Here is a 25,167-nt window from a genome sequence, read left to right as displayed (position 1 = left end):
CGCTCGACCCCCCGCAGAGATCTCCGCACCGACCTCGGCACCGACCTCCGCACCGACCCCGTACGACCTCCGCACCCCCCCGCAGCGCACCGCCTATGAGGAGGAACCCTCACATGTCCGTGATGCGTCACACCCGCCGGAAGACCGCCGGCGTCAGCGCGATAGCCGTCGTGGCCCTCGTGCTCGGCGCCGCCGCCGCGTTACCCGCCTCGGCGGCCGACCGCGGCGCGCAGGGCGTCATCGAGAACGCGGGGGCCGCCGGGTCCGTCCCCGGCAGCTACATCGTGACCCTGGACGACTCCGCGGCGCGCTCCACCGCCGACAGCGGCAAGGCCGTCGCCAAGCGGTACGGGGCGAGGATCGACCGGACCTACAGCGCCGCCCTCAACGGCTACGCGGTCGAGGTCTCCGAGGCGCAGGCCAGGAAGCTCGCCGCCGACCCGGCCGTCAAGTCGGTCGTGCAGAACCGCGTCTTCACCGTCGACGCCACCCAGCCGAACCCGCCGTCCTGGGGACTGGACCGCATCGACCAGCGCGCGCTCCCCCTCGACCAGAGCTACACCTACCCGGACAAGGCCGGCGAGGGGGTGACGGCGTACATCATCGACACCGGCGTCCGGATCACCCACCAGGACCTCGGCGGGCGCGCCTCCTACGGCTACGACGCCATCGACAACGACAACACCGCCCAGGACGGCCACGGCCACGGCACCCACGTGGCGGGCACCGTCGCGGGCAGCACGTACGGCGTGGCGAAGAAGGCGAAGATCGTCGGCGTCCGCGTGCTCGACAACAACGGCTCCGGCACCACCGCCCAGGTCGTCGCCGGCATCGACTGGGTGACCCGCAACGCGGTCAAGCCCGCCGTGGCCAACATGTCGCTCGGCGGCGGTGCCGACTCCGCGCTCGACACCGCCGTGCGCAACTCGATCGCCTCCGGCATCACCTACGGCGTCGCCGCGGGCAACGAGTCGACCGACGCCTCCACCAAGTCCCCGGCGCGCGTCGCCGAGGCCATCACCGTCGGCGCCACCACCAACACGGACGCCAAGGCCAGTTACTCCAACTACGGCAGCGTCCTGGACATCTTCGCCCCGGGCTCCTCCATCACCTCCTCGTGGGGCACCGGCGACACCGCCACGAACACCATCTCGGGCACCTCGATGGCCACCCCGCACGTCGTCGGCGCGGCGGCCCTCTACCTGTCCCAGAACCCGGCCAGCACCCCGGCGCAGGTCCGTGACGGCCTGGTCGCGGCGGCCACCCCGAACGTGGTGACCGGCCCCGGCACGGGCTCCCCGAACCGTCTGCTGAACGTGGGCGCCGGCACCACCCCGCCGAACCCGGGCACCCGCTTCGAGAACACCGCCGACTACGCGATCAACGACAACTCCACCGTCGAGTCGCCGATCACCGTCAGCGGGATCTCCGGCAACGCCCCGGCGACGCTGAGCGTGCCCGTCGACATCAAGCACACGTACGTCGGTGACCTCAAGGTCGACCTCGTCGCCCCCGACGGCACGGTCTACAACCTCCGCAACCGGACCGGCGGCAGCGCCGACGACATCGTCCAGACCTTCACGGTGAACGCCTCCTCCGAGGTGGCCAACGGGGTCTGGAAGCTGCGGGTCGCCGACCTCGCCGGTGCGGACACCGGGAAGATCGACTCCTGGGCCCTGCAGTTCTGAGCTGAACTCCGGCCGGGCGGCCGGGTGGTGAAGGGCGCGGCTCCGGGCCGGACCGCGCGGTGAACGGCGGGGGTGACCGACTGGTCGGTCGCCCCCGCTGCGTACTATTTCGCGCGTTCGTTCGCACGCCCCCCCGCATCCCCCCTTGATGGAGCACCCCGCCCCGTGAGCACCCCGCCCCCGTACCGGCCGCCCATGGGTCAGGGGCCGTTCCGGCCGGCCCTCAACGGGTTCGCCCTCGCCTCCCTGCTGGTCGGGCTGCTGTGCCTGCCGCCGCTGGGGATCGTCTTCGGCGTCGTGGCCCTGGTGCAGATCGCGCGCAAGGGGGAGCGCGGCAGGGCCCTCGCCGTCGTGGGCCTGGTGGTCTCCGTCGCGATGACCGCGGTGCTCGTCCTCGGCGCGGGCCGCTACGGCGGGACGGTCCTCGGACGGCTGGGCCCGGCGCGGGAGCCGGTGCGCGTCGAGGGGGAGCTGACGGGCATCGACGAACTGCGCGCGGGCGACTGCTTCAACGTCCCCGGCGGCGACCTCCTCGAAGAGGACCCCTTCATCTACCGCATCGACTGCGGGCGGGTGCACGACGCCGAGGTGACCTCCACGAGCCCGCTCGCGCTCACGGGTTCCCCCGGCACGACGAAGCTCAAGGAGGCGGCGGCGCAGGCCTGCTGGAAGGCGCAGGACGCGTACGCGATGGACACCTGGGCACTGCCCCCGTACGCGGAGATGTTCTACTTCGCGCCCACCGGCGAGACCTGGCGCGACGGCGACCACGGGCTGCTGTGCGTGATCGGCACGCCGGACCGGGAGCACCGGGGCAGTCTGCGCAAGGACTCCGGGACGCTGACGGCCGACCAGGTGGCCCTGCTGGGCGTGCTGAACGGGACCGACCAGGTGCTGGGCGACGGCCCCCGGCGCGAGCTCGGCGTGGCGCTGGCGGAGTACCGCTCGTGGGCGCGCGAGGTCGACGGGGCGCTGGGCGCGGAGGCCGGGCTGCTCCGGGGCGTCGTCTCCCGGCCGGGCGTGGGTCCGGCGGCGCAGGCCCTGCTGAAGGAGGTCGAGGCGGCGCGCGAGCAGTGGCAGCGGGCCGCGCGGGCGGGGAAGCCGGAGGAGTTCCGGCGGGCGTGGGACGCGGCGCTGGGGGCCACGACGATCGACACGGAGAAGTCGCTGCGGGGTGCGTACGGGCTGTCCACCCGGGTTCCGGACTGGCTTGAGGAGTTCCCGGGAGACTCGGACGGGGGTTCGGGGAGCGGATCCCGGTCGGAATCCGTCGGATACACCGTGGGTAACGCGCGGTAACGGGTTTGAGTGACCAGGCTTCATCACTTCGAGTGAAACTCTGGCCCGTGCTTGCGCAGTTCAACGGTGGGTTGCCAGGGTGTAGCTGTCTGTCAACCTGATGGGAGTGGCCCGTGACTTTCGGTGAGCAGCCGGCCTATCTGCGCGTCGCCGGGGATCTGCGGCGGAAGATCGTCGATGGGTCCCTGCCCCCGCACGCCCGGCTCCCCTCGCAGGCCCGGATCCGCGAGGAGTACGGGGTCTCGGACACGGTCGCGCTGGAGGCCCGCAAGGTCCTCATGGCGGAGGGGCTGGTCGAAGGCCGCTCCGGGTCCGGCACGTACGTGCGCGAGCAGCCGGTCCCGCGGCGGGTCGCCCGCTCCGGCTACCGCACGGGCGGCGCCTCGACCCCGTTCCGGCAGGAGCAGGCCGAGGCGGGGGCGCGCGGCACGTGGGAGTCCAGCAGCGAGCAGACCGGCGCGCCGGCGGAGATCGCGAAGCGGCTGGGCATCGAAGCGGGCGACCGCGTCATGCGCACCCGTTACGTCTTCCGCGACGCGGGCGAGGCGATGATGCTGTCCACCTCCTGGGAGCCGCTGTCCGTGACGGGCCGCACCCCGGTGATGCTGCCCGAGGAGGGGCCGCTCGGGGGCTCGGGGGTGGTGGACCGGATGGCCGCGATCGACGTGGTCGTGGACAACGTGGTCGAGGAGGTCGGCGCCCGGCCCGGCCTGGCCGAGGAGATCATGTCGCTGGGCGGCGTCCCGGGGCACGTGGTCCTGGTCGTGAGCCGGACGTACTTCGCGTCGGGGCGGCCGGTGGAGACGGCCGACGTGGTCGTCCCGGCGGACCGCTACCGCCTCTCCTACCACCTGCCCGTCCGCTGACCCCTGCCCCGGCCGGGTTCCTCCCCGGGACCCCCGGCGGGGCCGCGGGGCCGGGAGATCCGTTAACGCCGTGGTGACGCCGGGCGGGGCCGCGTAACGCGCGGGCAACGCCCGGGTGTGACGGGGCGTCACGTATCGGGCCTACCTTCCCGCGGTATGACCGACACCGCCCTCACGTCCACGCCCCCGAAGGAACCGCGCCGCAGCTACGCCCGGCTCGCCGCCGACGAGAGCCGCGAGGACTACTCGCTGAGGTACGCCCCGCACGCGTTCCGCCGCTGGAGCCCCGGCTCCGTCGCCGGGACCGCACTGGGCGGGATCGCCTACCTCGCCGACTTCGCGATCGGCGCCTCCATCGTCTTCGCCTACGGCTTCACGAGCGGCGCGGCCGCGATCCTGGCCGCCGCCGTGGTGATCTTCCTGACCGGCATCCCCATCGCCCGCGCGTGCGCCACGTACGGGCTGGACATGGACCTGGTGACCCGCGGCGCCGGATTCGGGTACTTCGGGTCGACGCTGACCTCCCTGATCTACGCCTCCTTCACCTTCATCTTCTTCGCGCTCGAAGGTTCGATCATGGCCCAGGCCATGCACCAGGCCTTCGGGCTCCCGGTCCAGCTCGGGTACCTCCTCACCACGCTGATCGTGATCCCCGTCGTCTTCCGGGGCATGGGTGCCCTCGCCAAGGTGCAGGCCTGGACCCAGCCCGTCTGGCTCGTCGGGCTCGCGCTGCCCTTCCTGGTCCTGGCCTTCGAGGCGCCCGGCGCCTGGGGCGACTTCACCCGCTTCGGCGGCACCGACGGGGCGGGCTCCGGGTTCTCCTGGATCGGCTTCGGCTTCGGGACGGGCATCGCCCTGTCCCTCATCGCGCAGATCGGCGAACAGGCCGACTACCTGAGGTTCATGCCCGCCGAGACCCCCGCCAACCGGCGCCGCCGACGGCTCGCGGTCCTCGCCGCCGGACCCGGGTGGGTGGTCATCGGGGCCGCCAAGCAGCTCGGCGGGGCCTTCCTGGCGTTCGCGGCCCTGGAGGCCGTCGGCAAGACCCACGCCCTGGAGCCGATCGCCCCGCAGGTCGAGGCGCTGCGCCCGTGGCTCGGCGGCTTCGCGCTGCCCGCCGCCGCCCTCTTCGTCATCGTGTCCCAGATCAAGATCAACGTCACCAACGCCTACAGCGGGTCCCTGTCCTGGTCCAACTTCTTCTCCCGCGTGACCCACCGCCACCCGGGCCGGGTCTGGTACATCTTCCTCAACCTCGCCATCGCGCTCACGCTGATGGAGCTGGACATGTTCGCGATGCTCGGCAGGCTCCTGGGCTTCTACTCCAACGTGGGCATCGCCTGGATCGCCGCCGTCGCCGCCGACCTCGTGATCAACAAGCGGCTCGGACTCAGCCCGCCCTACATCGAGTTCAAGCGGGCCTATCTGTACGCCGTCAACCCGGCGGGTTTCGGCGCGATGGTGATCGCCTCCACCGTCTCGATCCTCGCCTTCTCCGGCCTCTTCGGCACGTACGCCGAGGCCTTCTCCACCTTCATCGCCGCCGGACTCGCCCTGCTCCTGTGCCCGTTGATCGCCTGGGCGACGGGCGGGAAGTACTACCTGGCCAGGCCGAACACCGTGAGCGGCCCGGACGCGGAGGTCGCGGACGTCACCGCCACCCACACCTGCGCCGTGTGCGAGACGGCGTACGAGCTCCCGGACATCGCCGACTGCCCCGCGTGGTCGGGGCCGGTCTGTTCACTGTGCTGTTCCCTCGACGCGACCTGCGGTGACGTCTGCCGCAAGACGCCGGGGGCCGGTCCGGTGGCCCTGCCGACACCCTCGGTGCGCCCGGTCTGAACCGGCGCGCACGGCCCGCTCGTACGCCTGGCCGGATGCGTACGCCCCCTAGGTACCTCTTTGTGAAAAACCGTATCCGCTGAGTAAAGGTCGGGCGTAAGCTCCGGCATATGCGCAATGCGGTTTCCTGGGCATGTACATCGGCGGAGGGTGAAGCGCGATGAACGACAGCGGTGCCCTGCTCCCGTGGCTGGTCATACGTCAGGACGACAACGGCAACCGCTACCGGGTGGGCCGGTACCCCACCCGGGCCGAGGCCCAGAAGGTCGTCGACAGCCTCGACGACCGGGGACACAAGCAGCTCTACTGGGTCGAGCGGATCGAACAGGGCAGCCGTACTGCCACGATGAACTGACAGTCGGCGCTGGCATAGGCTCCGCCCATGACCGTACGTGTGGTTGTGGGCGGAGCCCTTTGTCATGACGGGCGGCTGCTGGCCGCCCGGCGCAGTGCGCCCCCCGAGGTGGCGGGCCGGTGGGAGCTCCCGGGCGGGAAGGCCGAGCCCGGTGAGTCCGTGCCCGAGGCACTGGTGCGCGAACTGCGCGAGGAGCTCGGCGTCGAGACCGAGGTGTTGGAGCGGATCCCGGGGGAGTGGCCGGTGCGGCCGGGGCTCGTCCTGCACGTGTGGACGGCCCGGCTGCTCTCGGGGGAGCCCGAGCCGCTGGAGGACCACGACGAGCTGCGCTGGCTCGGGCCGCACGAGCTGGACTCGGTGGACTGGCTCGACCAGGACCGTCCGGCCGTCGCCGAGGCGGGCCGGCGGCTGCGCGACGGGGCGCACCGGGGCGCATGAAGCGCACGCTGTAGGCCGTCTGCGCCACAGTGCGCCGGTGCCGGGGGGATCGGGCGGGATCGGGTGGTACGACGCCCCAAATAGGGGGTATGTCGCTATTAGTCCCTATCTCGTCCCCCTTTCGTCCCCGACGAACCGGACTGGGGTCGCTGGTGGCCCGGGAAGTGATCGGCGTGATCGACACAGACGGTGAATGCGCCGAGTGGGCCTTTCCCGCCGAGCCCGGTGCCGTCCGCACCGCCCGCCACGCCGTGCGCGGCACCCTTCGCTCGTGGGGGCTGGAATCCGTGGGCGACGTGACGGTCCTGCTGGTCAGCGAGCTGGTCACCAACTCCCTGCGCTACGCCTCCGGTCCCATCGGGGTCCGCCTGGTGCGGCGCGGCCCCGACACACCCGGTCTGGCCGGAGGCCCCGCACTGCTGGTGGAGGTTTCCGATCCGCTTCCGGATCCACCCCGCGAACGGGTCGCGCAGCCGGACGACGAGGGCGGGCGCGGACTGCATCTGGTCGCCGTCTCGGCACAGCGCTGGGGGACCCGTCACGGAAAGTCGGGCAAAACCGTGTGGTTCGAGTTGGCTCTTCCTGGTGAGTAACAAGGTGAAGGGTGGCAGGGGGTCTCCCGGAGGACGTCCGGTGGAGACCGCCGGGCGTGGCCGGAAAACAACGGGACCCTTTTGTGATCGTGAACGCCGTGCCGTACGGGGCCGTGGTGCTGAATACTTCGGTCATGGCCGGTCCGGTTGCGGTGAGCTGGAGGGGACGGTCGCGTGAGCGAGATACCTGCGCAGGCACATCAGGCCCGCGTGCCCGGGGAGACGTGGCACGACTCCCTGTGGCACAGCAGCCCGCCTGGCTCGATATATGACTACATAAAGGTCGCTTCTTTCTCGATCGGGCCCGACGGGCTCATCGACCAGTGGAGTCTGCGCGCGGAAGAGCTGTTCGGGCTCACCGCGGCCCAGGCGGTGGGGCGCGATCCGGTGGACGCCTTCATGCCGCCGGAGCTGCGCGCCGGCGGGCACCGCAAGGTCGCCGAGATCCTCGACGGCAAGGAGTGGACCGGCCTGGTCCCCTTCCGTATCCCGGGTGGTGACGGCGAGCACGGCGTGGCCGAGATCTATGTGATGCCGACCCAGACCGAGACCGCCGAGCGGGCCGCGCTGTGCGTCGTCGTCGACGTGCGCGCACTGCGGCGCATCGAGTCCGATCTCGCCGCCTCGCAGGCCATATTCGGCCAATCTCCCTTCGGGTTCCTGCTCTTCGGCACGGACCTGACCGTGCAGCGCGCCAACCGCCGCTTCGCGACCGTCTTCGGCGGGGCGGTGGAGGAGCACCGCGGCCGGACCGTGCACGACTACCTGCCGCCGCACGAGGCCGACAAGATGACCGAGGCCCTGCGCCGGGTGCTGGAGACCGGCGAGTCCGTGACCGACCTGCGGATCACCGGCGCGGCCCCGGGCAGCCGGGACCACCGGCACTGGTCCATCAACCTCTACCGCGTGCACGGCGGCACCGGCCGTCCGATCGGTATCGCCGGCCTCGGCACCGACGTCACCCGCCGCCACCTCGCCGCCCGCGAGGCCGCCGGGGTGCGGCGCAACCTCGCCCTGCTCAACGAGGCCGGGCACCGGATCGGGAACTCCCTCGACCTGGAGACCACCGCCCGCGAACTCCTCGACGTCACCGTCCCCGGCTTCTGCGACCTGGCCGCCGTCGACCTCTACGAAGGGCTCCTGCTCGGCGACGACGACCGGCCCGCCCGCCCGCAGGGCCCCGGGATGCCCTCGCTGCCCGGGCAGGGGGCCGGCCGGGCCCCGTCCGCGCCGCTGCGGCGGGTGGCCTTCGCCTCCGCCGTGTCCGACGCCCCGCTGTCGGGGCCCGGCGCGCTGGTCTCCGTAGGGGAGACCCACCGCTATCCGGCGGCCTCGCCCGGGGCGCTGGCCCTGCGCACGGCACGGCCCCGGCTGATCGAGGGGGGCGCGCCGGACGCGCTCGTGCAGTCCACGCTGATCGTCCCGATGGTCGCCCACGACACGGTGGTCGGCCTCGCCCAGTTCTCCCGCACGAAGGGCAGCGAACCCTTCGGCGAACGGGACCGGGCCGTCGCGGTGGAACTGGCCGCCCGCGCCGCCGTCTGCATCGACAACGCCCGCCTCTACCGGCGCGAGCACGAGCGGGCCCTGATCCTCCAGCGCAGCCTGCTGCCCCCCGGCGACCCGGAGGCGGCCGGACTGGACATCGCCTGCCGCTACCTGCCGGGGAACGCGGCCACCGAGGTCGGCGGCGACTGGTTCGACGTCATCGAGCTCCCCGGGCACCGCACGGCACTGGTCGTCGGCGACGTGATGGGGCGTGGTCTGCGGGCCGCCGTCGCCATGGGCGAACTGCGCACCGCCGTACGGACCCTGGCGCTGCTGGACCTGGAACCGGCGGAGGTGCTCACCGCCCTCGACGAGGTGGCCCGGGGCCTGGGCGCCGGAGGACCGGGAGGCGGCTCCCAGCAGGCCTCGCGCGCGGCCCTGCACTCACGCGACGCCGACCGCTCCGAGGTGTACCTCGCCACCTGCGTGTACGCCGTCTACGACCCGGTGACCCGGCGCTGCACCATCGCCAACGCGGGCCACATGCCGCCCGTGCTGGTCGAACCGGCCGAGGAGGGCGGGCGGCCGCACCCCGGCCTGCTGCTGGAGATCCCGACCGGGATGCCGCTCGGGGTGGGCGGCGAACCCTTCGAGGAGGTCGAGGTGGAGATCCCCGAGGGGGCGCTGCTCGCCCTGTACACGGACGGGCTCGTGGAGTCCCGCGACCACCCCCTGGAGGAGGGGCTGCGCGGACTGCGGGAGGCGGTCGCGGATCCGGCCCGGCCGCTGGAGGAGATCTGCGACCACGTCCTGGACACCCTGCACACCCGGCACGGGGAGGACGACATCGCCCTGCTGATGGCGCGGGTGCAGGGGCTGCCGGTGGACGCGGTCGGCGACTGGCAGCTGCCGCGCGAGGCCCGCTCGGTGGGCCGGGCCCGGGAGCTGGCCCGCGCCAAGCTGCCGGCCTGGGGCCTGGAGGGCCTGCTCGACACCACGGAGCTGCTGGTCAGCGAGCTGGTGACGAACGCCCTGCGGTACGGGGAGGGGGAGATCCGCCTCCGCCTGCTGCTGGACCGGACCCTGGTGTGCGAGGTGTGGGACGCCAACCTGGCCCAGCCCCGCCGCCGCCGGGCCCGGGACACCGACGAGGGCGGCCGCGGCCTCCAGCTCGTCGGCCTCCTCTCCGCGGGCTGGGGCACCCGCCGCACCCACCGCGGCAAGACGGTCTGGTTCGAACTCCCCCTGCCCATGCCCGGAGGGGCGGGTGAGACGGTCACCGAACTCTCCGCGGAGCAGCTGCTGAGCATGTACGGGTGACCCGCGCCCCGCGCCCCGCGCCCCGGCGGGGTCCGGGGCGGGGCCCGCCCCGGCTGTCCTACGCCGCCCGGCCGGCCTTGAGCGCGGCGAGGCGGGCCTCGATCTCCGAGGTCCTGCCCAGGTCCTCCAGCGACTCGAACTGGGCGTCCAGGGAGGAGGCGGCCAGCTCCTGCTTGCCCATCGCCATCGCCTCCTCGCGGCGGACCTTCTCCTCGAAACGGCTGAGGTCGCTGGTCGGGTCCATGACGTCGATGTTCTTGACCGCGTCCAGCATCGTGTTCTGCGCCCGGGCGGTCCTGGCGCGCGCCACCAGCTCGTCCCGTTTGGCCTGGAGCTCCGTCAGCTTGCCCTTCATCGAGTCGAGGCCCGCCTTGAGCTTGTCCACCACCTCCGTCTGGGCGGCGATCACCGGCTCCGCCGTCCGCGCCTCCTTCTCCGACTGCAACTGCCGGCCGAGGGCCACCTTCGCCAGGTTGTCGAACCTGTCGGCGTCCGCCGCGGACCCCGCCGCCCTCAGTTCGTCCGCCTTCCGGCTGGCCGCGAGGGCCTTGCCGCCCCACTCGGCCGCGGCGTCCACGTCCTCCTTGTGGTCGGCCTCCAGCATCCGCAGGTTGCCGATGGTGGTCGCCACCGCCTGTTCGGCCTCCGAGATGTTGTTCGTGTAGTCGCGGATCAGCTGGTCGAGCATCTTCTGCGGATCCTCCGCCTGGTCCAGCAGCGCGTTGATGTTGGCCCTGGCGAGCTGGGTGACGCGGCCGAGGATGGTCTGCTTGCTCATGACGGGTCTCCTGAGGGGGTCTGCGCGGGGTCCTTGCGGGGGTCTGGGTGGGGCTGCGCGGGTCTCGGTGGGGTCTGTGTCCTGGGTCCGCCGCCATGCGGGTTCAGAAGCGGCCGCCACCGCCCATCCGGCCCCGGGTGCCGCCCCCGCCGAACGACCCCGGGCCGCTGCCGCCGCCCCCGCCGCCGCGCAGGATCTCGCCCAGGATGATCCCGCCGAGCACCGCACCGCCCCGCCCGCCGCCGGAGCGCCGGCCGGCGTACGGGTTCTGGTACGCCCGTACGTCCTGCTCCGCCAGCTGCTGCGCCTCCCGCGCCAGGGAGTCCGCCCGCTGCGCCTCGGCCAGGGCGCCCGCCGGGTCCTGGCCGGCCAGCGACGCCGACCGCTCCAGGTGCCGCTGCGCCTCCGCCAGCCGGGTGCGGGCCTGGCTGCCGACCGCGCCCCGGCTGGTGGTGACGTAGTCCGTCGCCGCGCCGATCGCGCTGCGGGCCGACAGCAGGGCCTGGTCCAGCAGGGCCGCCGCCCGCTGCCGCCCGCTCTCCCGCTCGCGCGCCCCGGCCAGCGCCTCGTCCAGGGCCGCGTCGGCCTCCTCGATCCGGCGCAGGGCGTCGATCGGGTCGTACCGGCCGGCCGCCTCCTCCCGGCGCACGTCGGCCAGGACGGACTCGGCCCGGCCGATCCGGCCCCGCAGGTCACCGGTGGATGCGCCCTCCGCGGTACCCGTGAGCAGCCCGCGGGCGTCGGCGAGGTCGCCCTCCGTCTCGCTCAGGGCGACCGGCAGCTTTCCGGCCGCCTCCGCCAGCTCCCTGGCCCTGCGCTCCACCGCGTCCACCAGGGTCGCCGCCTGGTCCACCGCGCCCTCCGCCGCCCGCACGTGCACGGCCGCCCTGCCGTTGTCCCCGGCGCCGACCGCCGTACGGGCCTCGCCGAGATGGGTGGTCGCGAACAGCAGCCGGTCCTCGGCCTGCGCGGCGTTGGCGGCGACCGGCGCCGACGCGGAGTCCGCGTACCGGCCCGCCAGCGCCGTCAGGGTCGCCCCGGCGGTCGTCGTCCGCCCGTCCAGCGCACGGAAGCGCGCCTCCACCGCGGCCAGGGCCTGCGGGGCGTTCTTCTCCAGGTCCCGCAGCCGGTCGAAGTCCGCCGACTCCGCGTCGAGCCGCCGGTTCGCCTCCGTGCAGCGCGCCACGATCTCGTCCAGCATCCGGCGCCGCGTGGCGTCGTCCTCCGGGTAGGCGTCGTCCAGCTGCTGGCGCAGCCGGAAGGCGTGGGTCAGCTCGTTCCCGGCGTACTCGACGGCCGCCGTGAACGCCGCCACCGCCTCGTCGCCGAACTGGGCCGTCGCGAAGCCCAGTTCCTCGGTGCTGGTGCGGACCGCGTCATCGGTCTCCACCAGCAGCGCCCTGGCCCGGCCGTCCAGCTCCGGCAGCGGCATCGGCTCCGCCCTGCTGCCGTCCCAGCCCGGATGGGCCGTAGCGGTACCGCGTCCGCCGCCCCCGCCGCCCCGGCCGCGCTTGCGGCGCGCGTACGCGTACGCCCCCAGGGCCCCGGCCGCGCCGACCACGACCACCGGCAGCACGTAGTCCCCGGCCCCGCTCTCGCCGCCCTGCCCGCCGCCGGGGTCGGGCTCACCGGGCGTGATCGTCGGCGCCGGGACGGGCTGCCCGGCGCGCACCGCGCCGTAGCCGTTGGCGGCACCGATGGCCGCGCCCGCCCAGTCGTTCTGCCGCAGGGCGGGCTCGATCGCGGTGCGGGCGACGGTCGCTAGCTGCTCCGGCGTGAAACCGGAGTCCACATCGGCCGAATAGGCGTACTGACGGGCGCCCGTCGCCACCGCCAGCAGCACGTCGTCCCGGCCGAGGCCGTTCTTCTGCGCGGTGGCGTCCGCCCAGCTCTGCGGGGAACGGCCGGAGAAGTCGTGCACGTACGTGACGAACAGCTGGATCCGGTGGTCGGCGTACAGCTTGTCCAGCGCCGCCGTGACGGCGGGCTTCCGGTCGCCCAGCGCCCCCACGCGGTCGGTGATCTGCCCCTGCGCCGACAGGGTGACGGGATCCTCCGCCCGCGCGGGCGGCGCCCCGGCGACCCCCCACCCGCCGAACGCCAGCAGCGCGGCGGCGAGGGCCAGCCCGGTCCGTACGGATATCCCGGCGGTTGCCCGTGTTCTCGACGCAGTCACATTTGGGAGGGTATGGGGGCTTTTCCGGCCACGCACCCGGAGGCTACGGGAGGGCGATGCCCGTCAACTCCGGCAGCGGCAGGGCCAGAGTTCCGGGGGTCAGGGCCGGGCGGTGGACGGCGAGCGCGGCGTGCTCCCACTGCCAGCGGGGCTTCCCCCCGTCCAGCTCCAGGCCCGTCACGAACGGAGGCGGCGTACGGCCCAGCAGGCCGCGCCGTCCGCCGCGCACTGACCTCACGTGGAGCACGCCCCGCCGCACGCCTAGCAGTTCGAGCGCGCAGTCCGGCCCGTCGTGCCGGGTCACCGGCCGCTGCCAGCGCACCGCGCCCGTCCCCGCGTCCAGCGCGAACACCACGTCCCAGCCCTGCTCCGCGCGGTACGCGGCCACGTACACCACCCCGTCCGCGGACAGCAGCCGGGCCGCCGGCGCGCCCGGGTCGAAGCGCCACAGCTCGTAGCCCCTGCGCCGGTCCAGTGCGCGCACGACGCCCCCGTCCAGCACGGGCACCGCCCCCGCCGGTACGTCCGGCACCGCCCGGTCCCCGCCCCCGGCCCCGTACCCGCGGGGCCAGGACCACAGGGGCACCCCGCTCGGCAGGTGCAGCGCCCGCAGCTGCCGGCCGTCGCCCACGACCAGGCACTCGCCCGCCACCGTCACCGTCCGCGGGCCGTCGCCCGCCAGCGGATGCCGCCAGGCCGGTTCACCGGTCGCCTTGCGCAGGGCGGTCAGCCCGCCCTCCGACGCCCACAGCACCAGCGCCCCCGTCAGGGTCAGGGGCGTACCCGGGCGGGCCCGGTCCAGCTCCCGCCACCAGCGCACCCGCCCGTCCGAGGGCTCCCGCACCACGAGCCGCCCCCCGGGCGCGCCGCCCGACTCCACCACCACGCAGACGGTGTCCGCGTCGGCCGCGCACCACACCCGCTCCGGCTCCGGCAGCGGCGGCGCCGCGACCCCCTCGTCGGACCAGGCCGTCCAGCGCGCCGCCCCGGTCGCCGCCCCCACGACGCCCACCTCGGCTCCCGCCGCCCACACCACGGCCTCCCCGGCCGCGTGCACCGACTCCGGGCGGACCGGCGCCCGCCACCGCTCCGCCCCCGGTCCGGCCGGCGGCGCGGGCCGGACCGGCAGCCGGGACTCCGGGCTCAAGGTCACCGCCACCGAGTGCGGCGGCGGGGTACCGGGATCGGACGCGGCCCCGGCCAGCCAGGGCGCGCCCGCCGTGCTGTCCCGGGCGATCCAGGCCAGCTCCCGCCCCCGCTCGGCGGCCCCGGTCAGCCCGCGCGCGGCGGCCGCCCGCTCCCGGGCACCGGCCGGCCGGAGCACGGAGCCGTGGCCCCGCTCGTCCAGCTCGCGGGCGGCCTCCAAGGCCGCACGGGCCGCCTCCACCTCCTCGTCGCCGGTGCCGGCCGGCAGCTCCGCGAGGGCCCGCTCCGCCGCGCCGAGGGCCTCCGCCGCGCCCGCCCGGTCCCCGACGGCGGAACGTTCGCCGGCCACCCGGCACAGCGCCCGCACCCGGGCCCCGCCCGCCGGGACCCGGCCGGCCAGGCGCAGCGCGGCCGCCAGGTCGTGCCGGGCCACGGCCGTGACGGACTTCGACTCGGTGGCCGCGCGCACCGCGGCGCTCCTGATCCGGGCCAGGTAGCGCTCGGCGCGGGCGGGGTCGGTGGGGGCGCTCGCGAGGACCGCGCGGGCCAGTACGGCCTCCTCGGCGGGGCTCCCCGCGAAATGCCGTTCGGCCAGCCGGACACCGCGCTCCGGGGCCACCGCCGCCAGCTCCTCCGCGACCTTGCGCAGCCGGGACGCGCGGGCGGGGCCCGACACCGTGAACAGCGCCTGCTGCGCGGCGGTCAGTATCCGTTCGGTGCGGCGGGGGGCGTCCCGGGAGATCCGCCGGGCCAGCCCGGTCAGCAGGGCGGCCACGCGGGCGCCGTCGCCGTCGCCGTCGGTCCAGGCCCACAGCTCGGCGTCGTCCAGCAGCCGGCCCGCCAGACCCGCGTCGAAGCGGGCCGCGGCCTCCGCCGCCAGGGCGAGCCCCTCGGTACGGACCTCACCGGCACCGGGCGGCAGGGAGACCAGCGTCTCCTCCGCCTCCACCAACAACTCCCGCACGACCTCCCACACCCCCTCCCCCCACCCAAAGCCCCCGGCCTCCGGCCCGCCCGGAGCCTCCGACCGGCCTGCGGTCCCGTCCGCCTCCGGCTCGTCCAGGGCCTCCGACCGGCCTGCGGTCCCGTCCGCCTCCGGCCGGCCTGCCGCCGCGTCCGCTGCCAGCCCTTCCAGGGCCTCCGGCCCTCCGGCGGTCCCATCCGCTTCGGGCCGGTCTGCGGCCCGGGGTGCGCCCGCTGTCCCGTGTGGGCCCGGTTCGCCATCGGCCCCCGCCCGTCTTCCGGCCTCCGGCCCGGCGTGGTCGTCGCCCGGGGGCCGCGCCCCCGAGTGCGCCCCGGCCTCGGTACCGGCACGGGTCCCGGCACGGGCCGGGGCGCCGGTCGGCGGCGTGGTTCCCGGGCCGGCCCCGCCAGGGGCCACCGGTAGGTCCCGCAGGGCCTTCGCCACCGCCTCCGCCGACTCCGGCCGGTCCGCCGGGGCCTTCGCCAGCAGCGCCAGCACCAGCCGGTCCAGCTCCCGGGCCACCGCCACCCCCGCCTCGCGCAGCGACAGCGGGGCGTCCTCCACGTGCCGCCGCATCAGGACGTACATCGGCTCGGCCGAGCCGAACGGCGGCTCCCCGCTCAGCAGCGCGTACAGCACGCACCCCAGCGCGTACAGGTCGCACCGGGCGTCCACGTGCTCGCCCCGCCACTGCTCGGGCGCCATGTACGGCGGCGTGCCGAACATCCGCCCCGTGACCGTCCAGCCCGCCGTCGCGTCCGCGGAGTGCGCGATGCCGAAGTCGCAGATCTTGAGCCGGCCGCCCGGCAGCAGGAAGAGGTTCCCCGGCTTCAGGTCCCGGTGGACCACCGCCCGTTCGTGCGCGGCGGCCAGCGCCTCCGCCGTCTGCGCCGCCAGGTCCACCGCGACGGAGACCGGCAGCCCGCCCCGCTCCCGGGCCAGCACCGCCCCCAGGTCCTCGCCCGACAGCAGCTCCATCACGATGAACAGCCGGCCCTCGTGCTGCCCCACGTCGTGCACGACGGTGATGCCCGGATGCTGGAGCCTCGCCCCGATGGTCGCCTCCCGCCGGAACCGGGCGATCAGCTCCTCGTTCGTCGCCGCCTCCAGCAGCACCTTCACGGCCACCGCACGGTCGAGCGCCAGGTCGTGGCCCCGCCACACCTCGCCCATGCCCCCCGCACCCAGCCGCCGGTCCAGCCGGTACCGGTCCGCCAGTCGATCCCCCACCCGCACCGCGAAGCCCCCTGACGTCACGTCATCCGACGGTCACCCAGGGGGCATTGTCCAACCGCGAAGTGAACTAACGGGGGTCGGAATCCGAACGGCGCCGGATCCTGCTCCCCAGCCACACCAGGGGGTCGTACTTGCGGTCCACGGCCCGCTCCTTCAGCGGGATCAGGGCGTTGTCGGTGATCCTGATGCCCTCGGGGCAGACCTCCGTACAGCACTTGGTGATGTTGCAGTAGCCCAGCCCGTGCTCCTCCTGCGCCGCGCGCTTGCGGTCCAGGCCCGCCTCCGCCGCCGCGTCCAGCGGGTGCATGTCCAGCTCGGCGACCCGCATCAGGAAGCGCGGACCGGCGAAGGCCGCCTTGTTCTCCTCGTGGTCGCGCACCACGTGACAGGTGTCCTGGCACAGGAAGCACTCGATGCACTTGCGGAACTCCTGCGAGCGCTCCACGTCCACCTGCTGCATCCGGTACGCGCCCGCCGCGACCCCCTCCGGCGGCACGAAGGCCGGGACCTCCCGCGCCTTGGCGTAGTTGAAGGACACGTCCGTGACCAGGTCCCGCACCACCGGGAAGGCGCGCAGCGGGGTGATCGTGACCGTCTCGTCCCGCGCGAAGACGGACATCCGCGTCATGCACATCAGCCGGGGTCGCCCGTTGACCTCCGCGCTGCACGAACCGCACTTGCCCGCCTTGCAGTTCCAGCGCACCGCGAGGTCGGACGCCTGCGTCGCCTGGATCCGGTGGACGATGTCCAGGACCACCTCACCGTCGTGCACCTCGACGGTGAAGTCCCTGAGCGATCCGCCCTCCGCGTCACCCCGCCAGACCCGGAAGCGTGCGTCGTAGGCAGTCATTCGCAGAGCTCCTCTTCGGCGAGGTACTTGGCCAGCTCTTCCTTCTCGAACAGGGCCAGCAGGTCGGGGCGGATGGGCTCGGTCCGGGTACGGACGAGGACGATCCGGTCGGCGGCCGGATCGGCGGGAGGGGGGTCCACCGGCCGGCACAGCAGGTTGACCGGACGCCACTCCCGCTCCATCGCGGGGCGGTCCTCCCGGGTGTGCCCGCCCCGGCTCTCGGTGCGCTCCAGGGCGGCGCGGGCCACGCACTCGCTGACCAGCAGCATGTTGCGCAGGTCCAGCGCCAGGTGCCAGCCGGGGTTGAACTGCCGGTGCCCCTCGACCCCGGCGCGGGCGGCCCGCACGCGCAGCGCGGCGAGCCGCTCCAGGGCCTCGGCCATCTCGGCCTCCCGGCGGATGATGCCGACCAGGTCGTTCATGGTCGTCTGCAGCTCCTGGTGGAGCGTGTACGGGTTCTCCGCGCCCTCCGCCGCGTGGAAGGGGGCCAGCGCCTCGGCGGCCGCCGCGTCGATCTGCTCCTGGGAGACCACCGGCCGCGCCCCGCCCTCCGACGCGTATCCGGCCGCGTGCAGTCCCGCCCGGCGGCCGAAGACCAGCAGGTCGGACAGGGAGTTGCCGCCGAGCCGGTTCGAGCCGTGCATGCCGCCCGCCACCTCGCCGGCCGCGAACAGCCCCGGCACGCCGACGGTGGCGGCGGTGTCCGAGTCGACGGCGATCCCGCCCATCACGTAGTGGCAGGTCGGGCCGACCTCCATCGGCTCGGCGGTGATGTCCACGTCCGCCAGCTCCTTGAACTGGTGGTACATGGAGGGCAGCCGCCGCTTGATCCTCTCGGCCGGCATCCGGGTCGACACGTCGAGGAAGACCCCGCCGTGCGGGGAGCCGCGGCCCGCCTTCACCTCGGAGTTGATGGCCCGCGCCACCTCGTCGCGGGGCAGCAGTTCGGGCGGGCGCCGGTTGTGGTCCGGGTCCTCGTACCAGCGGTCGCCCTCCTCCTCGGACTCCGCGTACTTCTCCTTGAACACGTCCGGCACGTAGTCGAACATGAACCGCTCGCCCTCGCTGTTGCGCAGCACCCCGCCGTCGCCGCGCACGGACTCGGTGACGAGGATCCCCTTCACCGAGGGCGGCCAGACCATGCCCGTCGGGTGGAACTGCACGAACTCCATGTTCAGCAGCGGGGCCCCGGCGAGCAGGGCCAGCGCGTGGCCGTCCCCCGTGTACTCCCAGGAGTTGGAGGTGGTCTTGAAGGACTTGCCGATCCCGCCGGTGGCCAGGACCACCGCCGGGGCCTCCAGGACGAAGAACCGGCCGCTCTCGCGCTCGTAGCAGAAGGTCCCCGAGACCCGGGCGCCGTCCTTCAGCACCCGCGTCACCGTGCACTCCTGGAAGACCTTGAGCCGGGCCTCGTGGTCCCCGTACTCCTTGAAGTCCTCCTGCTGCAGTTGGACGATCTTCTGCTGGAGGGTGCGGATCAGCTCCAGCCCCGTCCGGTCGCCGACGTGCGCCAGGCGCGGGTACTCGTGCCCGCCGAAGTTGCGCTGGGAGATCCTGCCGTCGGGCGTGCGGTCGAAGAGCGCGCCCCAGGTCTCCAGCTCCCAGACCCGGTCGGGGGCCTCCTTCGCGTGCAGTTCGGCCATCCGCCACTGGTTGAGGAACTTGCCGCCGCGCATGGTGTCGCGGAAGTGCACCTGCCAGTTGTCGTGGTCGTTGACGTTGCCCATGGAGGCGGCGATCCCGCCCTCCGCCATCACCGTGTGGGCCTTGCCGAACAGGGACTTGCAGATCACGGCCGTACGGGCGCCCCGCTCGCGCGCCTCGATCGCGGCCCGCAGCCCGGCGCCGCCCGCGCCGACCACGACCACGTCCCACTGCTGCCGTTCCACCTGTGCCATCTCAGAAGATCCTCGGGTCGGTGACGGTGCCGCTGGCCAGCAGGTACACGTAGAAGTCGCACAGGGCGACGCTGATCAGGGAGGCCCAGGCCAGCTGCATGTGCCGGGCGTTGAGCCGGCTCACCCAGCCCCACAGCCGGTAGCGCACCGGGTGTTTGGAGAAGTGCTTCAGGCGGCCGCCCATGATGTGCCGGCAGGAGTGGCAGGACAGCGTGTAGGCCCAGATCAGCACGATGTTGACCAGGAACAGCAGGGTTCCCAGGCCCATGTGGCCCCACGCGTAGTGCCCGTCGCGGAAGGTCAGCACCGTGTCGTACGTGAGGATCCCGGCGACCGGCACCGCGGCGTAGAAGAAGTACCGGTGCGCGTTCTGCAGGATCAGCGGGAAACGGGTCTCGCCCGTGTACGAGGCGTGCGGCTCGGCGACGGCGCAGGCGGGCGGCGAGGCCCAGAAGCCCCGGTAGTACGCCTTGCGGTAGTAGTAGCAGGTCAGCCGGAAGCCGAGCGGGAAGATCAGGATCAGCAGGGCGGGGGACAGGGCCCACCAGCTGCCGAAGAGGTCAAGGTTGGGGCCGCCGCGCATCGGGACGCAGTTCTCCGCCAGACAGGGCGAGTAGAACGGCGACACGTACGGGGCCGCGTAGTAGTCGGCGTTCGAGAAGGCCCGCCAGGTCGAGTAGACGATGAAGGCGAGCAGCCCCGCCGCGGTGCCGGCGGGCGAGAGCCACCACCGGTCCGTGCGCAGGTGCCGGGCCGCGATGGCGGCCCGGGAGGGGTCGTGGACCCCGCCGGGCCGCTGTGGGTGTGGTTCCGTGCCTGTGGCCAAAGGGGACTCCGGGTGGAGTGATGAGGGGTGGCCCAGGAGGCCCGGCCGGGGCGGCCGGGCCAGATGGGGAGTGCGCGGACGGACGGACGGGGCGGGTCAGGGGGCGCGGCGGTCGCGGGCGCCGAGGCCCTCGTCGTCGGTGTCCGTCCACAGCGTGCTGTCGTACGGGGTGTCCGGGACGGACACCATCCGGCCCGCCTCGGGGGCCTTGGGAGCGGCCGGCGACTGTCGTGCGACGTCCTGCTCCAGCCGCTCCACGGAGCGGACCAGCTCGTTCAGATTGCGTCGTACGGCCGTCAGATCATCTTGCAGGGACATGACGTGACCTCACTTCCGCGGGTGCGGTGGCAACGCTCACGGGCGCCTGCGAGTGTCGCGCCTCCCGTCCCCGGTTGTGAAGGGACGTGCAGCGATTCCGGGCGCGCAGGCGCGAACCGTGCGCCCCTCCCTGCCCCCCATTTTCATCCCTCGTCCGGGGGAACGCGCGCCCGCCCGCAACTCGGATTGGTCCGCACGGGTGGGGTTCGCGGCGTGGCGAGGGGCCGCTCCTGAAGAGCCGGGCGGCCGTCTATTTCAGTGGGATCCGGCACCAGTGTGATCAGCTCCATATACCGCCGAACGTGATCAGGACACCCCTCTTTCACGGCCACCCGCGCCCCGCCCCGGAGGTACCACCCATGACCCAGAGAACGCGCAGGTCCTTGGCGCTCCTCACCTCGGGAGTCCTTGCGCTGCCGCTCCTCGCGGGCTGCGGGGCGGCCGAGGAGGAGGGCGGGACGGCCGCCGCGGGACCGGACATCGCGGTGACCGCCCGCGACCGGGTCGTCGACGGCGGCGTCCTGCGCTGGGCGGTGGACTCCCTGCCGGACACCCTCAACACCTTCCAGGCCGATGCCGACGCCACCACCACCCGGATCGCGGGGGCGGTCCTGCCGCAGCTCTTCGTCCTGGACGCCAAGGGCCGGCCGGTGGCCAACCCCGACTACCTGGAGAAGGCCGAGGTCGTCGAGCGCGAGCCGAAGCAGGTCGTCCTGTACCGGCTGAACCAGAAGGCGGTGTGGAGCGACGGCCGCGAGATCGGCGCCCCCGACTTCGTCGCCCAGTGGCGGGCGCTGAACGGCAAGGACTCGGCGTACTGGACGGCCCGCAACGCCGGCTACGACCGGATCGAGAAGATCGAGCGCGGGAAGAACGACCTGGAGGTCAAGGTCACCTTCGCCAAGCCGTACGGCGACTGGCGTTCCCTGTTCGGCCCGCTGTACCCGAAGCAGGTCATGGGCACCCCGGAGGCCTTCAACGAGGGCGCGCGCGGCGCCCTGAAGGTCACCGCCGGACCCTTCAACCTCGGGGCCATCGACAAGAAGACCGGCACCGCGGCCCTGACCCGCAACCCGCGCTGGTGGGGCCGGGCCGCGAAGCTGGACACCCTCGTCCTGACGGCCGTGCCCCGGGCGGGCCGCCCGGCCGCGCTCGCCTCGGGCAAGGTCGACCTGGCCGAGATCGACCGCGCGGGCGCCGACCGGATCGCCCTCGCCCACCGCGACGGCGGCCAGGTGAACGGGGCGCACGGTCCCGCCGCCGCCCTCACCCCGGCGCAGGCCACCCTCTCCTGGGCGCTCGCCCACGGCTCCGACGAGACCAAGGCGAAGGAGGAGCAGGAGAGCCGCGAGAAGAACGCGGAGGCCGTCAAGAAGTACGCCGACGAGCAGACGGCGCTGCGTTCCTTCACCGTCCGCAAGTCGCTGGAGCCCGCCTACACGCAGCTGGCCATGAACGGCGCCTCCGGTCCGCTGTCCGACGAGCGGGTCCGGCGGGCGGTGGCCCGCGCCCTGGACCGCAAGGAACTCGCCGAGATCGTCCTGAAGCCGCTGGGCCTGCCCGCGAAGCCGGTCGGCAGCCACCTGGCCCTGGCCGGGCAGCAGGCGTACGCGGACAACAGCGACGCCCTCGGCGGCCTGGACCCCCAGGCGGCCCAGGCCCTCCTCTCGGACGCGGGCTGGCGCAAGAACGGCAAGATCACCGACCCGGCGGGCGCCAAGGCCGGCTCGGAGAGCGACGGCAGCGGCACGAAGGACGACTCCAAGACCCCCTCGGGCCCGGGTACCGGCAACGACGGCCTCTACATCGTCGGCCAGGACGACGGGCGGGGCGGCGCTGCCCGCCGCGCCGCCGCCCACGGCGGGCACGCGGCCGCCGGTCTCCCCGAAGGCCCCGCGCAGGACTTCGACGGGGAGATCGCCGACGCGGACCGGTTCGCGCCGGGCGCCCGCCGCGAGCAGCCCTCCCCGGTGCTCGCCCCCGGCTCCCTCGCCGCCCAGCAGGAGGAGGCGCTGCTGACCCAGGCCCGCACCCTGGACGACGGCAAGCGCACGGCGGCCGACGCGGAGGGGCAGGCCGAGAACGGCGCCGACGACAAGGAACCCGCGCGGGCCACCCCGGCCCCCGCCCCGGCCAAGCAGGCCGCCCGCACCTCCGGCGCCGTCCTCGCCAAGGACGGCAAGCCCCTCACCCTGCGCTTCGTCCTCCCGGCGGGGCCCGGCTCGGAGGCCCTGCGCACGGTCGGCGACCGGATCTCCCGGATGCTCCAGACGATCGGTGTCGCCACCGAGATGAAGAAGGTCGCGGACGAGAGCTTCTTCAAGGACCACGTGGCCTCGGGCCAGTACGACCTGGCGCTCTACTCCTGGCCCGCGACGGCCTACCCCGCCACCGACGCCCGGCCCATCTTCGCCAAGCCGGAGCCGGCCGCCGACGGCTCGCTCGTCGTCGAACAGAACTACACCCGGGTGGGCACCGACCACATCGACCAGCTCTTCGACCAGGCGGCCGGTGAGCTGGACGAGGAGCAGGCCCGGGAGCTGATGCGCAAGGCGGACGCCCGGATCTGGGCCGCGGCCGGTTCCATCCCGCTCTACCAGCGCCCCGAGCTGGTCGCCGTGAAGCCGGGCCTGGCCAACGCCGGGGCGTTCGGTCTCGGGGCGCCGCGGTACCAGGACATCGGCTGGATGAAGCCGCCCACCGAGAAGGACGCGAAGAAGAAGTAGAAGAAGGAGCCGCGCCGAACAAGTGGTGAAAAAGCGGGGCCTGGGAGGTTGACCCACGGGTCACTAGCTCAGATGTGACTCAATTCCCTTGCCCGCCGGATCCCCGGCGGGCAAGGTCGTGGATACCCATTGACCCGCAGGAACACAGGCTTCTCCCACGGCCGGGACTCCCCACCCCGAACCCGGCCCCGCTCAGTCGTCCGGCCTCTTGACAGACCCCCCGGCAGGCGGTTCCCGCCAACCGACGTAGGATGGGGTAAGGCCGTGGCAGGTTTTCCGCCCGGTCGAGGCGCGCGTGCCGGACCGTACGCGACGCCATCCACGATCCCGGGAGAAGCGCCGAAGTGCCCACGCGCCACGACATCCGTAACGTCGCCATCGTCGCCCACGTCGACCATGGCAAGACGACCATCGTCGATGCCATGCTCAAGCAGGCCGGTGCCTTCGCCGCCCACCAGCAGCTCGACGACCGCATGATGGACTCGAACGACCTGGAGCGTGAGAAGGGCATCACGATCCTCGCCAAGAACACGGCGGTGAAGTATCACCCCAAGGACGGCGGGGCCCCGATCACGATCAACATCATCGACACCCCCGGCCACGCCGACTTCGGTGGTGAGGTCGAGCGCGGTCTGTCGATGGTGGACGCGGTCGTCCTGCTGGTGGACGCCTCCGAGGGTCCGCTGCCCCAGACCCGCTTCGTGCTCCGCAAGGCCCTCCAGCAGCGGAAGCCGGTCATCCTCTGCATCAACAAGACGGACCGCCCGGACTCCCGGATCGACGAGGTCGTCAACGAGACCTACGACCTGTTCCTGGACCTGGACGCGGACGAGGACCAGATCGAGTTCCCGATCGTCTACGCCTGCGGCCGTGACGGCGTCGCCTCGCTGACCAAGCCGGAGGACGGCACCGTCCCCGCGGACAGCGACAACCTGGAGCCGTTCTTCTCCGCCATCCTGGAGCACGTCCCCGCCCCGGTGTACGACGAAGAGGCCCCCCTCCAGGCCCACGTCACCAACCTGGACGCCGACAACTTCCTCGGCCGCATCGCGCTCCTGCGCGTCGAGCAGGGCGAGCTGCGCAAGGGCCAGACGGTCGCGTGGATCAAGCGTGACGGCACGGTCTCCAACGTCCGCATCACCGAGCTGATGATGACCGAGGCGCTCACCCGCAAGCCGGCCGAGGTGGCGGGCCCCGGTGACATCTGCGCCGTCGCCGGTATCCCCGACATCATGATCGGTGAGACCCTGGCCGACCCGGAGAACCCGATCGCGCTGCCGCTGATCTCGGTCGACGAGCCGGCGATCTCCATGACCATCGGTACGAACACCTCCCCGATGGTCGGCCGCGGCGGCACCGGCAAGGGCGCGGACGCCAAGTCCGCGGTCAAGGACCGCAAGGTCACCGCCCGCCAGGTCAAGGACCGCCTCGACCGCGAGCTCATCGGTAACGTCTCGCTGCGCGTGCTGGAGACCGAGCGTCCCGACGCCTGGGAGGTCCAGGGCCGCGGTGAGCTTGCGCTCGCCATCCTGGTCGAGCAGATGCGCCGCGAGGGCTTCGAGCTGACGATCGGCAAGCCGCAGGTCGTCACCCAGGAGATCGACGGCAAGACCCACGAGCCGGTCGAGCGCATGACGATCGACGTCCCCGAGGAGCACATGGGCGCGGTCACGCAGCTCATGGGCGTCCGCAAGGGCCGCATGGACAACATGTCGAACCACGGTTCCGGCTGGGTCCGCATGGAGTTCGTCGTCCCGTCGCGCGGTCTCATCGGCTTCCGCACGGAGTTCCTGACCAACACCCGCGGTACGGGCATCGCCCACTCGATCCACGAGGGCCACGAGCCGTGGTTCGGCCCGCTGGTCACCCGCAACAACGGTTCGCTCGTCGCGGACCGCGCGGGCGCGGTCACCCCGTTCGCCATGATCAACCTGCAGGAGCGCGGTGTCCTGTTCACCGACCCCGGCACCGAGGTGTACGAGGGCATGATCGTCGGCGAGAACTCGCGCTCCGACGACATGGACGTGAACATCACCAAGGAGAAGAAGCTCACCAACATGCGTGCGGCTTCCGCGGACAACACGGAGAACGTGATTCCGCCGCGCAAGCTCTCCCTGGAGCAGTCCCTGGAGTTCTGCCGCGACGACGAGTGCGTCGAGGTGACCCCGGAGGCCGTGCGCATCCGCAAGGTCGTCCTGGACCAGAAGGAGCGCTCGCGCACCGCTTCGCGCGCCAAGTCGGCCAAGTAGCAGGCGAGTCGTACCCCGGCCGTACTCCAGCCGGACACTGACCGACAGGCGTACGGCTTGAAACAGCCCCTCCCCGCACCGGACCGGTGCGGGGAGGGGCTGTTCGCTTTT

The 25,167-nt window shown here is 73.3% G+C and carries 17 protein-coding genes; 10 read left to right on the top strand and 7 right to left on the bottom strand.

Going from position 1 to position 25,167, the window contains the following annotated elements; translation table 11 throughout:
- Positions 1-113: 113 nt before the first annotated feature.
- From SLAV_RS14005 to SLAV_RS13970, 8 genes are all read left to right on the top strand, one after another.
- Entirely contained in the window at positions 114-1,688 is a 1,575-nt protein-coding gene (locus SLAV_RS14005) for a S8 family peptidase (RefSeq protein WP_030226141.1), read from the top strand.
- 165 nt (positions 1,689-1,853) lie between these two features.
- Positions 1,854-2,987, top strand: coding sequence for a DUF4190 domain-containing protein (locus tag SLAV_RS14000; protein ID WP_030226138.1), 1,134 nt, complete (start codon positions 1,854-1,856; stop codon positions 2,985-2,987).
- 113 nt (positions 2,988-3,100) lie between these two features.
- A complete protein-coding gene (locus SLAV_RS13995; RefSeq protein WP_030226136.1) occupies positions 3,101-3,853 on the top strand; it encodes a GntR family transcriptional regulator in 753 nt (250 codons plus the stop codon).
- 156 nt (positions 3,854-4,009) lie between these two features.
- Positions 4,010-5,695: a purine-cytosine permease family protein gene (locus SLAV_RS13990; protein WP_030226135.1), complete on the top strand. Its 1,686-nt coding sequence runs from the start codon at positions 4,010-4,012 to the stop codon at positions 5,693-5,695.
- 160 nt (positions 5,696-5,855) lie between these two features.
- Positions 5,856-6,050 carry an SPOR domain-containing protein gene (locus tag SLAV_RS13985; RefSeq protein ID WP_030226133.1) on the top strand — a complete coding sequence of 65 codons (195 nt, stop codon included), beginning with the start codon at positions 5,856-5,858 and terminating at the stop codon, positions 6,048-6,050.
- A 27-nt stretch (positions 6,051-6,077) separates the two neighbouring features.
- A complete protein-coding gene (locus SLAV_RS13980) occupies positions 6,078-6,488 on the top strand; it encodes a (deoxy)nucleoside triphosphate pyrophosphohydrolase (RefSeq protein ID WP_030226130.1) in 411 nt (136 codons plus the stop codon).
- A 164-nt stretch (positions 6,489-6,652) separates the two neighbouring features.
- Entirely contained in the window at positions 6,653-7,081 is a 429-nt protein-coding gene (locus SLAV_RS13975) for an ATP-binding protein (protein WP_030226128.1), read from the top strand.
- Between the two features lie 237 nt (positions 7,082-7,318).
- Positions 7,319-9,889 carry a SpoIIE family protein phosphatase gene (locus tag SLAV_RS13970; protein WP_051840357.1) on the top strand — a complete coding sequence of 857 codons (2,571 nt, stop codon included), beginning with the start codon at positions 7,319-7,321 and terminating at the stop codon, positions 9,887-9,889.
- A 58-nt stretch (positions 9,890-9,947) separates the two neighbouring features.
- On the opposite strand, the gene SLAV_RS13965 is transcribed toward SLAV_RS13970, so the two are convergent.
- From SLAV_RS13965 to SLAV_RS13935, 7 genes are all read right to left on the bottom strand, one after another.
- Positions 9,948-10,667 (bottom strand): PspA/IM30 family protein, encoded by a 720-nt coding sequence (locus tag SLAV_RS13965; protein ID WP_030226118.1) that lies wholly within the window; start codon positions 10,665-10,667, stop codon positions 9,948-9,950.
- Between the two features lie 103 nt (positions 10,668-10,770).
- On the bottom strand, positions 10,771-12,843 hold the full coding sequence (locus SLAV_RS13960) for a TPM domain-containing protein (RefSeq protein WP_425276221.1): 2,073 nt from the start codon (positions 12,841-12,843) through the stop codon (positions 10,771-10,773).
- 43 nt (positions 12,844-12,886) lie between these two features.
- On the bottom strand, positions 12,887-16,210 hold the full coding sequence (locus SLAV_RS43130) for a protein kinase domain-containing protein (protein ID WP_158740466.1): 3,324 nt from the start codon (positions 16,208-16,210) through the stop codon (positions 12,887-12,889).
- 46 nt (positions 16,211-16,256) lie between these two features.
- A complete protein-coding gene (locus SLAV_RS13950) occupies positions 16,257-17,039 on the bottom strand; it encodes a succinate dehydrogenase/fumarate reductase iron-sulfur subunit (RefSeq protein ID WP_030226113.1) in 783 nt (260 codons plus the stop codon).
- Positions 17,036-18,937, bottom strand: coding sequence for a fumarate reductase/succinate dehydrogenase flavoprotein subunit (locus SLAV_RS13945; RefSeq protein WP_030226110.1), 1,902 nt, complete (start codon positions 18,935-18,937; stop codon positions 17,036-17,038). Before SLAV_RS13945 ends, SLAV_RS13950 begins: the two co-directional genes overlap by 4 nt.
- A gap of 1 nt (position 18,938) precedes the next feature.
- Entirely contained in the window at positions 18,939-19,763 is an 825-nt protein-coding gene (locus SLAV_RS13940; RefSeq protein WP_030226104.1) for a succinate dehydrogenase subunit SdhC, read from the bottom strand.
- A gap of 96 nt (positions 19,764-19,859) precedes the next feature.
- Entirely contained in the window at positions 19,860-20,081 is a 222-nt protein-coding gene (locus SLAV_RS13935) for an Rv0250c family protein (protein ID WP_030226101.1), read from the bottom strand.
- 359 nt (positions 20,082-20,440) lie between these two features.
- Here SLAV_RS13935 and SLAV_RS13930 point away from each other — a divergent pair, with 359 nt between their 5' ends.
- Complete coding sequence (locus tag SLAV_RS13930; RefSeq protein ID WP_030226099.1) at positions 20,441-22,807, top strand: ABC transporter family substrate-binding protein; 2,367 nt, start codon at positions 20,441-20,443, stop codon at positions 22,805-22,807.
- 344 nt (positions 22,808-23,151) lie between these two features.
- A complete protein-coding gene (gene typA, locus SLAV_RS13925) occupies positions 23,152-25,056 on the top strand; it encodes a translational GTPase TypA (protein WP_030226097.1) in 1,905 nt (634 codons plus the stop codon).
- Positions 25,057-25,167: the final 111 nt, after the last annotated feature.

Origin of the sequence: Streptomyces lavendulae subsp. lavendulae (assembly GCF_002803845.1) — a bacterium.
GTDB lineage: Bacteria > Actinomycetota > Actinomycetes > Streptomycetales > Streptomycetaceae > Streptomyces > Streptomyces lavendulae.
This window is presented reverse-complemented; position numbering and strand designations above follow the sequence as displayed.

Bases quoted from the DNA above. Each gene is read 5' to 3' on its own strand.
- SLAV_RS13965 (WP_030226118.1), bottom strand. From the start codon at position 10,667: ATGAGCAAGCAGACCATCCTCGGCCGCGTCACCCAGCTCGCCAGGGCC.
- SLAV_RS14005 (WP_030226141.1), top strand. From the start codon at position 114: ATGTCCGTGATGCGTCACACCCGCCGGAAGACCGCCGGCGTCAGCGCG.
- SLAV_RS13980 (WP_030226130.1), top strand. From the start codon at position 6,078: ATGACCGTACGTGTGGTTGTGGGCGGAGCCCTTTGTCATGACGGGCGG.
- SLAV_RS13930 (WP_030226099.1), top strand. From the start codon at position 20,441: ATGACCCAGAGAACGCGCAGGTCCTTGGCGCTCCTCACCTCGGGAGTC.
- SLAV_RS13990 (WP_030226135.1), top strand. From the start codon at position 4,010: ATGACCGACACCGCCCTCACGTCCACGCCCCCGAAGGAACCGCGCCGC.
- SLAV_RS13935 (WP_030226101.1), bottom strand. From the start codon at position 20,081: ATGTCCCTGCAAGATGATCTGACGGCCGTACGACGCAATCTGAACGAG.
- SLAV_RS13950 (WP_030226113.1), bottom strand. From the start codon at position 17,039: ATGACTGCCTACGACGCACGCTTCCGGGTCTGGCGGGGTGACGCGGAG.
- SLAV_RS13985 (WP_030226133.1), top strand. From the start codon at position 5,856: ATGAACGACAGCGGTGCCCTGCTCCCGTGGCTGGTCATACGTCAGGAC.
- SLAV_RS13945 (WP_030226110.1), bottom strand. From the start codon at position 18,937: ATGGCACAGGTGGAACGGCAGCAGTGGGACGTGGTCGTGGTCGGCGCG.